We start from the raw sequence: 13841 nt of genomic DNA on the forward strand, positions 1-13841 counted from the left end.
AGCGCCTAGGGGCACCGACCGCCAAGGTCAAGCGGAGTCGCTTATTCGGCGGGCGCGGGGGCGTATTTCGACAGGATGGTTTCGTTGCCCGGTTCCGGATGACGCGGGATCAGTAATGACAGCAGAAGCGAGATGATCGCCATTGCAGCGGCCAAACCAAACACAGCGCCGGGCGAAACGACCCATAGCAGACCTAAAAGTGCTGGCAAGAAAACAGCGGCGATATGGTTGATGGTAAATGCCACCGCCGCAGTGGGTGCAATATCCGCCGGGTCGGCGATCTTCTGGAAATAAGTTTTCAAAGCCAACGCCAGAGCAAACAGCACATGGTCGATCACATAGAGAATCGCCGCCAGCAGCACGCCCCAGCTAAACCAGTAGATGCCGCCATAGGCTGCGAAAACGATGGCGAGCCCGGCATATTCAAAGATCAGCGTGCGGCGTTCGCCAAACCGCGCGACTGCCTTGCCCAGCAGCGGAGCCGCCATCATGTTGATCATCAGATTGATCAGGTACAGGCTGGTCAGTTCGTGTACTTCAAAGCCAAATTTCTCGACCATCATGAAACCGGCGAACACTACAAAAATCTGCCGCCGCGCGCCCGCCATGAACTGTAATGCATAATACAGCCAGTAGCGGCGGCGTAGGATCAGCTTCTTGGTCTGCGGCGTCGGCGCGTCGAATTGCGGGTAAGCGATCAGGCAAAACAATGCCAGCAAGGCCGTCACGCCGCCCGCCGCCATGAACACGAAGTTATAGGACAGGTCGAAGCGGTCCCATGTCAGAACGATCAACCCATAGACCACAGCCGTCGCAGCCGAGCCCATAGCCACCAGCCAGCCAAGCACCTGCGGCGCACGGTCTTTAGGCAGCCATTGCAGCTGCAGTGACTGGTTCACCGTCTCATAGTAGTGAAACCCGATCGAGCTGAACAGCGTCACAAACAGCAGCCCGCCAAGGCTGGGAAACCAGGCCGTCACCGCCGTCGCCACGCCCAACATCATCAATGAGATCATGGCCAGTACCTGTTCGCGGATGAAAATGATCACCGCAATCACGCCAACGGCCAGAAAGCCCGGAATCTCGCGTACCGTGTGCAAAAGCCCGATATCCGCCCCGTCGAAGTTCGCCGCCTCGATGACGAAATTGTTCAGCAATGCACTCCACGCGTTAAACGCGATCGGCATGGTCAACGCCATCACGAACAAGAGCGTCATAGGGCGGCGCCAGAGCGGAAGACTCTGCGCCTCAGACAAGGGCATGGGTTTCAGCATGAGGATGCTCTACGCCCATTTGTACTTTTTGGCGAGGGGAAAGCGGCCGGCGCACAGCGGCTCTGCACTGATGCAGGGGTCAGTAGAAGCTTTGTGGATCGATATCCACGGTCAGGCGGATATCGCCTTTCAACTTCAACGGGGCGATCCAGCGGGCGATGGCGTCCTGAATAGGCGCACCTTTCGGGGCTCTGACTAACAGCCGGACGCGGTGACGCCCGCGTATGCGCGCGATCGGGGCTGGAGCAGGGCCAAATACCTGAGCACCAACATCGCGCAACGGCGCATCGTTGCGCGCCATGGCGTTGCCGATGTCGAAGACCGGCCCGACCTCGGGGCCAGACAGGACAATCCCGGCCATTCGACCATAAGGCGGCACCCCGGCGGCCTGACGCCCGGCGGCTTCAGCCTTCCAGAACCCTTCTTCATCGCCCGATAGAATCGCCCGGATCACCGGATGTTCCGGCTGGAATGTCTGCAACAACGCCTGCCCCGGTTTTTCCGCACGACCTGCCCGGCCCGCCACCTGCCGCATCAATTGAAAAGTTCGTTCCGCCGCGCGCAGGTCAGCCCCATGCAGGCTAAGGTCCGCATCGATCACCCCTACAAGTGTCAGCTTTGGAAAGTTATGTCCTTTGGCCACCAGCTGCGTCCCGATAACGATATCCGCATCGCCTTCGGCAATCTCTTCGATCTTGGCCTTCAGGGCACGAGCCGAACCAAACAGATCAGAGCTGAGCATAGCGATTTTGGCTTCAGGGAACGCCGCCTCGGCTTCTTCTGCCAGCCGTTCAATCCCGGGTCCGACCGGTGCCAGTTTACCCTCGACCCCGCAGGATGGGCAGGCCTCTGGCATTGGCTTGGTCTCACCACATTGATGGCACATCAGACGCTTGAGGAACCGATGTTCAACCATTCGCGCGTCGCAATGATCGCAGGCAATCTGCTCCCCGCACGCCCGGCATAGTGTCACGGGCGCATAGCCACGGCGGTTGATGAACAGCAGTGACTGCTCTTCGCGTTCGATACGCTGTTGCACCGACTGCCGCAGCGAGGGGGAAATCCAAGTCCCGGCCTGCATCTGCTCGGCGCGCATGTCGATCGGCTTCATTTCGGGCAGGACTGCTGCACCAAAACGCGAGGTCAGGTCCAGCCGTTCGTATTTACCCGCCTCGGCATTGGCCCAGCTTTCCAGTGAAGGCGTCGCGCTGGCCAGAATCACCCGCGCTCCGCAGATGGCCGAACGCAGAACGGCCATATCCCGCGCACTATAATGCACCCCATCTTCTTGTTTGTACGAGGTGTCGTGTTCTTCATCGACAACTACGAGACCAAGATCGCGAAATGGAAGAAACAGTGCTGACCGGGCCCCAACGACCAGTTGCGCATCACCCTGACCGACCATCCGCCAAACCCGGCGACGTTCGGTCATGGTCGCGCCCGAATGCCACTCAGCCGGACGCGCACCAAATCGCGCCTCGACACGGGTCAGAAATTCAGCCGTCAGCGCGATCTCGGGCAGCAAGACCAGTGCTTGCCGCCCCACGCGCAGGGCCTCGGCGACCGCCTCAAGATAAACCTCGGTCTTGCCCGAGCCCGTCACCCCTTTCAGAAGAGTCGTTCCATAATCTCCCGTCCGTTGCCCGGTCTGAAGCCGCATAACGGCCTCCGCCTGATCTTCGGTCAGGTCCTTTCCCGGCAATTCTGGATCAAGATGAGGATAGGGAAGATCACGCGGGCTGTCCTCTTCACGCACAGCGTTCTGTTTGACCAACCCCTTAATGACCGAAGATGTGACCCCCGCTTGCTCGGCCAGTTCCTTCAGCGTAAAGGCCAAGCCGCCATAGTCTCGCAAAACTTCAAGTACCCGCATTCGTGCGTCGGTCATTCGGTCCGGTTGACCACCGCCCAAACGATAAACCTTGCGCATTGAGGGCGGATCGCCCAACCCCGGCGCGCGCGTTGCTAGCCGCAGCATCGCAGGCATCGGCGTCAGGGTGTAGTCAGCCACTTTCCCCAGAAACACCCGCATTTCTTCACGCATCGGCGCGACCTCAAGCACCCGGTTCACCGACCGCGCCTTGGCCAGATCAAAACCACCCTGCCCCGGCCCCCAAACCACACCCAAGACTTTGCGCGGGCCCAAAGGCACCTCGACAAACGCCCCAAGAAAGCACCCGCCCTCGGGCGCTTTGTAATCCAACGTCCGGTCCAGCGGCTGCGTGGTCAGCACCGCAACCAGCTCTCCTTCGTCGAAAAATCCGTTAGCGCTCACGGCATATCCTTCGCAGGGGGTTCCAGCATGGGTCTCTTTGAGGTAAAGCCATCCGCGACCAAGGCCAACCCATCAAAGGACTGCCCTCATGAAATTCTTCGTAGACACCGCCGAAATCGACGCCATCGCCGAACTGAACGATCTGGGCATGGTGGACGGCGTAACCACTAACCCCTCGCTGATCCTAAAATCGGGCCGCGACATTCTGGAGGTCACCAAAGAGATCTGTGATCTGGTCGACGGCCCCGTCTCGGCCGAAGTTGTCGCCACCGAGGCCGACGACATGATCGCCGAAGGCCGTAAGCTGGCCAAGATCGCGCCCAACATCGCAGTCAAAGTGCCGCTGACATGGGCCGGTTTGAAAACCTGTAAAACACTGACCGACGAAGGCCAGATGGTCAACGTGACCCTGTGCTTCTCGACCAATCAGGCCATTCTGGCCGCCAAGGCGGGCGCGACCTTTATCTCGCCCTTCATCGGACGTCTGGATGATATCAACCTCGATGGCATGGACCTGATCGCAGATATTCGCCAAGTTTATGACAATTACGGGTTCGAGACCGAAATCCTCGCCGCCTCGATCCGCACCGTAAACCACGTGACCGACAGCGCCCGCATTGGGGCTGACGTGATTACCGCACCTCCGGGCGTGATCAAAAAACTGGCAGACCACCCGCTGACCGACAAAGGCCTTGAAACTTTCCTGGCCGACTGGGCCAAGACAGGTCAGAAAATCCTCTGATCCCAAGCATTGCCGCGCGGTGCCATCAGGCACCGCGCCCGGCCCAACGGCAAAAGCTGATCTTTGATCAGCGCCGGGCAGGCGGGAGCGCCCGCCACAGCAGCGATGAAATTCGCCTTTCGCGTGCATTTTTCCCAAGGCAAATCCAGCAACCCATGTTATAAGCCCGGCAAACAAAAAAAACGACCGGACGGGACATGAGCAGCGATCCTAAACTCAAGGACAATCTCCGCGCCGCAATTCTGGCTGAGCCTGACGCTGTGCTGGATGACAAAGACCTGATGCAGGCCTTGGTGGCTGCAAATGAGCAGGCGCGTGGTGACAACGTTATCGACCTGCGCGGTATCGCCATGCAGCGGCTTGAGGCGCGTCTTGACCGACTTGAGGACACTCATCGCTCAGTCATCGCGGCGGCGTATGAGAACTTGGCGGGCACAAATCAGGTGCATCGCGCCATTCTTCGCCTGTTGGAGCCCACCGTGTTCGAGGATTTCCTGCGCGCGCTAGGCAATGACGTGGCCGAAATCCTGCGTGTCGATCACATCACTCTGGTCCTCGAAACAACCGTCGTACGTGATGATCCGGTGGTGAACCAGCTCGGCGGCGTGCTGACTGTGGCTGAGCCCGGCTTTATCGATAGCTATCTGACCGCTGACCGCAACGGTCAGCCGCGCGAGGTTACCTTGCGCGAAATCCGCCATCCCAATCCGCAAGTTTACGGTAAACAAGCCGATCAGCTACGATCCGAGGCCTGCCTGAAACTCGATCTTGGCACTGGCCGCCTACCCGGCATGATTGTCATGGGCGCGCGCGACCCGAGGCATTTCTCACCTCAGCTTGGCACTGATCTTCTTGCCTTCTTTGCCGGCGTGTTCGAACGCTCTATGCGCCACTGGCTGTCGTGAGCCTGATTTCCCCAGCCTGCCGCGATGCTCTGCAGCATTGGCTGGACAGTCTGGGGGCGCTGGCGGGGCGGTCTGAAAATACGCTCAACGCCTATCGCGGCGACGTGACAGAATTCCTGTCCTTCATGACCTTGCATCACAGCGAGCGCCAAGGGCTGGCCGCGCTGGAACGCATCGGCGTTTCTGACATGCGGGCCTGGATGGCAGAGCAGCGCAATTCTGATGTCGGCGCGCGATCTCTGGCGCGCAAGCTTTCTGCCGTCAAAACCTTCTATCGCTGGTTGGCCGAACGCGAAGGGTTCGAACCTACTGCGGTGCTGTCCACCCGAGCGCCCAAATTTACCAAGAAACTGCCCCGACCTCTGGCCGAAGATGCCGCGCGCGCAATGATCGACACGGTCGAGCTACAATCCTCATCGGACTGGGTCGCTGCACGGGATGTTGCAGTTGTGACGCTCCTCTACGGGTGCGGGTTGCGGATTTCCGAGGCGTTGTCTTTGACCGGTGTGGACGCTCCTCTGCCAGAAACGCTGCGCATATCGGGTAAGGGCGATAAGGAAAGAATCGTACCGGTCTTGCCTGCCGCTCGGGCTTCGGTGGATCGCTATCTTCACCTCTGCCCACATCCGCAATCCCCTGATAAGGCGTTGTTCCGAGGTGTCAGGGGCGGCCCGCTCAACCCCGGAATCATTCAGGCTGTGGTCGCCAAGGCACGGATGCAACTTGGCCTTCCCGCAACAGCCACCCCGCACGCGATGCGCCACAGCTTTGCCACCCATCTGCTGTCTGCGGGCGGCGACCTGCGCGCGATCCAAGAGCTTTTGGGTCACGCCTCGCTTTCAACCACGCAGACCTATACCGCAGTCGATACGGCCCGGTTGATGGAAGTCTATAACCGCACGCACCCAAAAGCCTGAAGCAAAGACCCTTTTTGCTTTGCATCTGCGCCTTGCTTCCGTCATGACACCACCATGACACTCAGATTTAAAGCGCTTTCCGTTCATCTCTTCACCGCCACAGGTGCCGTTTTCGCAATGCTCGCCATGTTGGCAGCAGTCGAAGAGAAATGGAGCCTGATGTATCTCTGGCTCGTTGTTTCGTTCATCGTCGATGGCATCGATGGCCCGCTGGCGCGGCACTATCACGTTAAGAAGAACGCACCCGAGTTTGACGGAGTCTTGCTGGACCTGATCATCGACTATTTGACCTATGTTTTCATCCCTGCCTTTGCCCTGTTCAAATCGGGTCTGATGGACGGTTGGACCGGCTGGTTCGCAATCATCGTCATCACCTTTGCAAGTGCGATGTACTTTGCGGATACACGTATGAAAACCAAGGATAATTCCTTCTCTGGCTTTCCAGGTTGCTGGAACATGTTCGTCATTGTGATCTTCGCCCTGGAGCCCAACTTCTGGGTCATCCTGCTGCTGGTCACCTTGCTGTCTGTCGCAATGTTCCTGCCGCTGAAATTCATTCACCCAGTCCGGACCGAGCGTTGGCGCACCCTGTCATTGCCTATGGCTTTTGCGTGGACATTCTTTGCAGGCTGGGCCGCCTGGGTCGACTTTCACCCCGAAAGCTGGGCCCATTGGGGGCTGGTGATCACCAGCTTGTATTTGGTCTCGGCCGGTATTGCGCAGCAGATCATTCCGCCGCGCAAGGCCCGGGATTACAAGACTTCCTGAACCTCGAACTCAGTCCCGTTATGGGTGAACACGTCACCCTCTTGCAGGCCAACCATAGCCAGATAGATTGGGCTTTGGGTCGAAATGCCCATGTAGGTTTTGCCGTCCACCTCAAACCGAGTCGTTGAGACACATACGACGAAGCGGCGATTGTTGAACTTGATTACGGCGCCGGGCTGCACCGTATCCGTGAGGCCAAAATCGGTGTTCTCGATCACGTCAATCTTGGCGTGATGCGCATGAACAGGCGCATCAAAGGCGGCCGCCAGATCTGCATTCTCGCGCGAGGCAGCGATGTCGTCCTTGTCATGCCCTTCTCGGTCATCCAACTGCGAGTCCTTAAGGAAGGCATCATAATGTGCCTGTGCGGTTGCCAGTTCCTGTTCTTCCAAAGACATCAGATGATCGATGATGGCTTTCTTGCGTGCGGCGGGGTCTGTCTGGCCGGTCATTCAATTCGGTCCTTCAAATTCACTATTCGATATAGGTTGGGGCCGTGCCGCTCCGATTGCAACAGATAAGTACCGATCAGATCAACAGGCTGGCAGCACCTTCGTGACGCAGCAGAGCCACTTTGGTCTCAACACCGCCGTGGCCTGAAAACCCAACCATCTTCCCATCTGCACCCAGAACCCGGTGACAGGGAATAATGATGGGGATGGGATTTCCCCCGCATCCGCGCCCAACCGCCTGCGCCGAGTAGCCAAGGTCGTTAGCCAACTCGCCATAGGTGCGCGTATCACCAAATGGGATAGCATACATTGCATCGCACACCTGACGCTGAAATTCCGATCCCTTGATCCGGTAGGGCAGTTCGAACTGCTGCAAACGCCCTTCGTCATAGGCACGCAACTGCGCCGCCGCTTCTCGCAGAACCGGGGTGGCTAGACCTTCGTCACGGCCATTCCAGACAAGACGCGTGATGGCGCCGCTGGTCTCTTCGACACCAAGGCAACCAAACTGAGTTTCTACGGCGATCATCGGCATAAGAGAACGGTTGCAGATGTTTCACCTCACCTGCAACCCGAATCCTGACGATCCGCCTCTTCATCTGGCCAAAAATACCTCGGAGCGCGAGGCAGAGCCTCGCATCAGCGATCTCTCTCTCGCGCTCCGTTCGAATGTCAGCTCAGCGCCTCGTTACAGCGCCCGCATACGCCCGGATGGGCGTGCAGCCCAACATCAGGAAGGATTTTCCAGCAGCGCTGGCATTTGTCACCTTGGGCTTTTTCGAACACTACAGCTACGCCCTCGATTTCTGGCACACGGAACGCCTCGGCCGGAGCCGGATCGCCTGTGACGGCCAGACCAGAAGTGATGCACATGTCATCCACGTCGAAAGTCGCAAGCAGATCGCGGGTTTCCTGATCTTCGACATGCACGATCGGTGCGGCCTCAAGGCTGGATCCGATCACCTTGTCCTGACGTTGAATTTCCAGCGCAGCGGTCACGGCGCGGCGAACGCGGCGGACTTTGGCCATGCTGGCCTCCAGTTCTTCATGGCGCCAATCAGCGGGCGTTTCAGGGAAATCCATTAAATGGACCGAACTATCATCGGCCGGGAACCGTTCCAGCCAGACCTCTTCCATAGTGAAGACCAGAACTGGGGCCAGCCATGTGGTCAGACGGTGGAATAGGATATCCAGCACAGTCCGCGCGGCACGGCGGCGTAGGCTGTCACCGTCGCAATAAAGCGCGTCTTTACGGACATCGAAATAGAACGATGACAGGTCAACCGTGGCGAATGTGAATACGGCGCTGAATACACCCTGGAAGTCAAATGCTGCATAACCTTTGCGCACCTGCTCATCCAGATCGGCCAGTCGGCTTAACACCCAGCGCTCCAGGCGCGGCATATCTTCAGGCGCAACCCGATCCGCTTCGGTGAAGTCCGCCAGCGAGCCCAGCATGAACCGCATGGTATTGCGCAGGCGGCGATAGCTGTCGGCTGTGCCTTTCAGGATCTCCGGTCCGATCCGCTGGTCGGCGGTGTAGTCGGTCTGAGCCACCCACAGGCGCAGGATATCGGCGCCGTATTGTTTAACGACCTCTTCCGGCACGATGGTGTTGCCCAGCGATTTGGACATCTTGTTGCCCTTGGAATCCAGCGTAAATCCGTGGGTCACTACGTTGCGGTATGGTGCACGCCCCTTGGTGCCGCAAGCCTGCAGCATCGACGAATGGAACCACCCGCGGTGCTGGTCGGTGCCTTCCATATAGACGTCAGCGATGCCGTCCGCGGTCCCGTCCTCACGATCACGCAGCACAAAGGCGTGGGTCGAGCCAGAGTCGAACCACACATCCAGCACGTCGAACACCTGATCGTAGTCGTCGGGGTTCGCGATACCGTCGAGGATCTTCTCCTTGAACCCGTCCGTGTACCAGACGTCTGCGCCATCCTTCTCAAACGCCGCCTTGATACGCGCATTGAGTTCGTCATTGCGCAGCAGGTAGTCCGCGTCGGTCGGCAATGCCCCCTTCTTGGTGAAGCAGGTCAGCGGCACGCCCCAGGCGCGTTGGCGCGACAGGACCCAGTCCGGGCGTGCTTCGATCATGGAATACAGACGGTTGCGGCCGGTCTGCGGCGTCCATTTCACCAGTTCATCAATCGAGCGCAGGGCACGTTCACGGATGGAATCGCCCATCTCGCCCATGCCGTCCTCCAGCTTGCGGTCGACCGAGGCAAACCACTGCGGCGTGTTCCGGTAGATGATCGGCGCCTTCGAGCGCCACGAATGCGGATAGCTGTGCTTGATTTTGCCACGCGCCAGCAGCCCGCCAACCTCGGCCAACTTGTCGATGACGGCCTTGTTCGCATCGCCTTCACCGCCCTTACGGGACAGGATGTATTTACCGCCAAAGAACGGTAGATCGGCGCGGAAGCTGCCATCATCCATCACGTTGTAAGTGATGACCTGTTCCAACATCCCCAGATCACGGTAAAGCTCGAATTCCTCCATCCCGTGCGACGGCGCGCAGTGGACAAAGCCGGTGCCTTCGGTGTCGGTCACAAACTCAGCGGCGCGGAAATCGCGGATGTCGTCCCATTCGCCATTGCCATCTTCGGCCCCGGCCAGCGGGTGTGCCAGTTGGATCTTGGCAAGATCCTCCTGCGTGACATCACACAGGCGGCGGTACATCGTATCGTCCAGACGCGCGCGGGCAAACACATCCGCCGCGCGGTCATCGGCCAGTAGATAGCGCTCACCGATCCGCGCCCAGCACTCCTCGGGGCGGCCGATGACTTCGTAGAGGCCGTAGGAGATATCCTCGCCATAGACCACGGCCTTATTCGAGGGCATCGTCCAAGGGGTCGTCGTCCAGATCACCACATAAGCGTTGTCCAGCGTCACATCGCCGGTGTTCACAACCTTGAACTTCACCCAGATGGTGAAGCTTTCCTTGTCGTGATACTCGACCTCGGCCTCGGCCAGCGCGGTCTTCTCGATGGGGGACCACATCACGGGTTTCGAGCCCTGATAAAGCGTACCGTTCATCAGGAATTTCATGAACTCGTCCGCGATCACAGCCTCGGCGTGATAATCCATGGTGATGTAGGGATCGGGCCAATTGCCAGTGATGCCCAGACGCTTGAACTCTTCACGTTGGATGTCGATCCAGCCTTCGGCGAACTTGCGGCATTCCTGACGGAAGTCAACGATGTTCACCTCGTCCTTGTTCTTGCCCTTCTTGCGGTACTGTTCCTCGATCTTCCATTCGATGGGCAGGCCGTGGCAGTCCCAGCCGGGCACATAGCGTGAATCGTAGCCCATCATCTGATGGGACCGAACAATCATGTCCTTGATGGTCTTGTTCAGCGCGTGGCCGATATGCAGATGGCCGTTCGCGTAAGGAGGGCCGTCATGCAGGGTAAAAGGTTTGCGACCCTCTTTCTCGCGCAGGCGGTCATAGACGCCGATCTTTTCCCAGCGGTCCAGCCATGCTGGCTCGCGCTTGGGCAGGCCTGCACGCATGGGGAATTCGGTTTTCGGCAGGTTCAGCGTGTCTTTGTAGTCAGGTGTTTCGGCGCACATTTGGGGCGTCCTCAGGATGTTCTGGTGGTGTATGGATCGAAGCGGTCAGTGCGATAACTCAAGCACCTTTGCCCGGCGTCTCGCGATATCAGAGCGCCGGGGATATAATTCGAAAAATGATGGCCAGCCGGTCAAACATGGCCGCGCTTATAGGACGCCTGCTCTCAATGGTCCAGAGGTTCCGGGTCTTGCGACGAATGGCGCAGCTTGGCCCAGCGATTGAGCCATGCAAGACCCGCCAGTGCGAGACCGAGCGCCAACAGCGAAAACACCCGGATCAGCCCGCCCAATCCGGCAATATCGATCAGAAACACCTTGGCCACCGCGAGGCCAATCACGGCCAAACCGGCCTTGCGCATCAAATCGGACCGGCGGGCCAGCGACTGGTAGAACAACCCTGCGCCGACCACCAACAAGGTGATGGTGTATGAATAAAGCTCGGGCTGGGTGACGCCGTTGCCTTCATACATGCCACCCGCCCCCTGCCAGACATGACGGATTGTAAGCCCCAGCCAAAAAGCGATCAGGGCACCGGCGACCCCATAACTGATCTGCTTCAGTAGCACGGGCTGCGTCACGACGCGCCAAGCCGAAAAGCCGATGGCCAGCGCAGGCAACAGATAGGCCACCGCCAACGTGTTCAGCACCGGCGGGCCGAACACGGGATCGGCAAATGGGTCGAGCAACGGGTTAGCCTCAGACAAAGCCTGAACCAGACGCATCATGCCGTGTGCCGCAAAGAACGCCGCGAGCGCGTAACGCGCGTAGTTCAGCTTACCGCCAAGCTCGAACCGCTGTATTTGTGCAAAAGCCAGCAGCAGCCAGATCACCGCCAGCAGCCCCAGCCCCCAATGGCTGTCTGTCGCGCCGCCTTCTCCGAAGCTTTCCAGCCAGCGCAGCAACAAGAGCGATAGCAGTATTCCCGCCGTTGCCCAGGCCGCGCTTTCAAGCAGCAATGAGGCAATCGGGCGGTCCAAGGACCTTAGCAACGCCCACCCCATTATGAACCCGGCAACCGCCACCGCATAGACCAAGGTCATTTCGATCAACGGCGCGGTTTCGGCCCAATCGAGCCCCGGGTCGAGCACCAGCCGTACGGTCACCGTGAACACACCCGCCCAAATGAACCAACTCATCGGAGCCAAAACAAATCGCCGGTCCAGCGCCACGGCCACAACAATCATGGCGACAAGTGCTACGGTCAATGCGGCAGAGCTGAGTACGATGATGCAGGCAAAGCTAAGGCACGATAGCGCAGACAGAGTTGCCAGTGCAGGCCGCATCCGTTTCTCACCATCGGCCCGCGCAAACCGTTCGGCCAAAACCACCATCATCGCGCCTATTGCGATTGCGTGTAAGGCCCACGCATAAGCTCCGATCACGTTTGCAGGCTGCCATCCGACTTCAAGCGCGATCGCCAGCGTCGGAGCATATAGGGCTGCACCCCCGGCCCAGACCACAGCGTAGCGCCCGGCGTGGAAGGACCGCCACGCAGCGAGCACGCTGATCAAGGCCCCGAGGGCAACCAATAGCGTGACTACCCAAGGATAATCGGCCTCGGCCGTTTCCACGTATGTGTCGGCAAAGCCGCGCCACACGGAGCCACCGTCCAACCCGTGCAGCAGAACAAACCAGATCAGACCCAACGCAGGCAGCGCCGTCACATCCTGCAACGCACGCGCAGCTTTTGTCCAAAGGATCAGCGCCAGTATCAAAGCGGTAAACAGTGCAACGCCCAGCCAAAACTCACCGCTTGAATCCGACCAATGCAGCGACAGGATGATGGAACTGGTGAGAACCGCACCAAAGGCAATTCGGGTTGGAAACTCGGGCCATGGATCCCCTTTCCGTCGCCGGATGACCTCGGCAATCATCGGGCCGGTGTGGTCGGGCCAGATACTGCGCACGGGTATCGCCATCGCAATCAGCGCCAGTGCTGTCACACAGGTCAGATATCCCGGTTCCGTGGAGGGGGAAGACAGCACCAGCAAAAACGCCGCCCCGTATGCACCCACTAGCGTCAGAATGGAAATCCATGCCCAACGCCTGACGGTATCGATACCCAAACCCAAAATGGCGATGATAAAGAAATAACCATAAAGCCAACTGGGATCGTCCGATGCGCCTCCAACCATAAAGGGCGCGGCAAAGGCTCCGATTAGGCCTACGGCGGCGAGCAGCGGCCCGTGGAACCATCCCAAGACCAACGCAAACAGAGCGATGATAACGAGACCGGCCAGAGCGGCCTCGGGGCCGATCAGATCATAAAGCTGGCGCGCGGCAAGGACGCCACCAAACAAGGTCACCAGACCCGCGCCCGAGAAGACCGATGGTAGATAAGCGGTCGACGCGTCCTCGTCATCGCCGAAGCGGCGGCGGATCACTTCACCTGACCCAATCAGCAGAAGGCCAAAGATCAGGGCTGCGGCGACCCGCGCGGTGGGTGGCAACAGCCCGTTCTCAACCCCGTACTGAACCAGAAAAATCCCTGCCAACGCCAGTGACAACGCCGAAACCGCATAGAACCAGTTCTCACGCAACCACGCGCCCAGCGCGGCGATCTTTTCCTCACGAAAAACGATGGTGGCAGGAGGATCGGCGGCCTCAACGGCCTGCGGCGCATCCGATGGGCTTTCGTCAGTGGCAGACGAGGTTTTCGCCGCGGCCCAGGGATCATGCTTGGTTTGCGTCGTCGTCGGCTCCGGCCTTGATGTCTTGGAGGTTTCGGCGCCGCTTTCCGGTATTTGCCTGGCCAATTGCCGCTCAAGCTGTTCGACACGCTTACGCAACCGCGATTGACCAATCAGCAAAGCGATGATCGAAACAGGAATGGCCAGAACGATCAGACCAACGAGGACAAGCAAGGATTCCAACCGAAACCTCCGGGATGCGATGCGCCAAACGTACCGTGCAGACAGGCTGGTTT

10 protein-coding genes are annotated in these 13841 nt (G+C 59.0%); 4 read left to right on the forward strand and 6 right to left on the reverse strand.

Annotation, left to right across the window (positions count from 1 at the left end; all coding sequences use genetic code 11):
* Positions 1-41: 41 nt before the first annotated feature.
* Positions 42-1274 carry an MFS transporter gene (locus ACR0JG_RS15745; RefSeq protein ID WP_170511419.1) on the reverse strand — a complete coding sequence of 411 codons (1233 nt, stop codon included), beginning with the start codon at positions 1272-1274 and terminating at the stop codon, positions 42-44.
* Positions 1275-1353: 79 nt separating this feature from the next.
* On the reverse strand, positions 1354-3549 hold the full coding sequence (locus tag ACR0JG_RS15750; protein ID WP_170511421.1) for a primosomal protein N': 2196 nt from the start codon (positions 3547-3549) through the stop codon (positions 1354-1356).
* 88 nt (positions 3550-3637) lie between these two features.
* Here ACR0JG_RS15750 and fsa point away from each other — a divergent pair, with 88 nt between their 5' ends.
* From fsa to ACR0JG_RS15770, 4 genes are all read left to right on the forward strand, one after another.
* Positions 3638-4291, forward strand: a complete 654-nt coding sequence (gene fsa / locus ACR0JG_RS15755; protein WP_170397415.1) for a fructose-6-phosphate aldolase — start codon at positions 3638-3640, stop codon at positions 4289-4291.
* A gap of 197 nt (positions 4292-4488) precedes the next feature.
* On the forward strand, positions 4489-5196 hold the full coding sequence (locus ACR0JG_RS15760; protein ID WP_170397417.1) for a DUF484 family protein: 708 nt from the start codon (positions 4489-4491) through the stop codon (positions 5194-5196).
* Complete coding sequence (locus ACR0JG_RS15765) at positions 5193-6113, forward strand: tyrosine recombinase XerC (RefSeq protein ID WP_480570924.1); 921 nt, start codon at positions 5193-5195, stop codon at positions 6111-6113. Before ACR0JG_RS15760 ends, ACR0JG_RS15765 begins: the two co-directional genes overlap by 4 nt.
* A 54-nt stretch (positions 6114-6167) precedes the next feature.
* Positions 6168-6881: a CDP-alcohol phosphatidyltransferase family protein gene (locus tag ACR0JG_RS15770; RefSeq protein ID WP_170397421.1), complete on the forward strand. Its 714-nt coding sequence runs from the start codon at positions 6168-6170 to the stop codon at positions 6879-6881.
* Here the strand turns inward: ACR0JG_RS15770 and ACR0JG_RS15775 are convergent.
* From ACR0JG_RS15775 to ACR0JG_RS15790, 4 genes are all read right to left on the reverse strand, one after another.
* Positions 6866-7333 carry a hypothetical protein gene (locus ACR0JG_RS15775; protein ID WP_170397423.1) on the reverse strand — a complete coding sequence of 156 codons (468 nt, stop codon included), beginning with the start codon at positions 7331-7333 and terminating at the stop codon, positions 6866-6868. The genes ACR0JG_RS15770 and ACR0JG_RS15775 overlap by 16 nt on opposite strands.
* A 76-nt stretch (positions 7334-7409) precedes the next feature.
* Positions 7410-7868, reverse strand: a complete 459-nt coding sequence (locus tag ACR0JG_RS15780) for a methylated-DNA--[protein]-cysteine S-methyltransferase (RefSeq protein ID WP_170397424.1) — start codon at positions 7866-7868, stop codon at positions 7410-7412.
* 137 nt (positions 7869-8005) lie between these two features.
* Positions 8006-10915, reverse strand: coding sequence for an isoleucine--tRNA ligase (gene ileS, locus ACR0JG_RS15785; protein ID WP_170511423.1), 2910 nt, complete (start codon positions 10913-10915; stop codon positions 8006-8008).
* Positions 10916-11079: 164 nt separating this feature from the next.
* Positions 11080-13788 (reverse strand): DUF2339 domain-containing protein, encoded by a 2709-nt coding sequence (locus ACR0JG_RS15790; RefSeq protein WP_480570927.1) that lies wholly within the window; start codon positions 13786-13788, stop codon positions 11080-11082.
* Positions 13789-13841 lie beyond the last annotated feature (53 nt).

This window comes from Ruegeria sp. AD5, assembly GCF_056542345.1.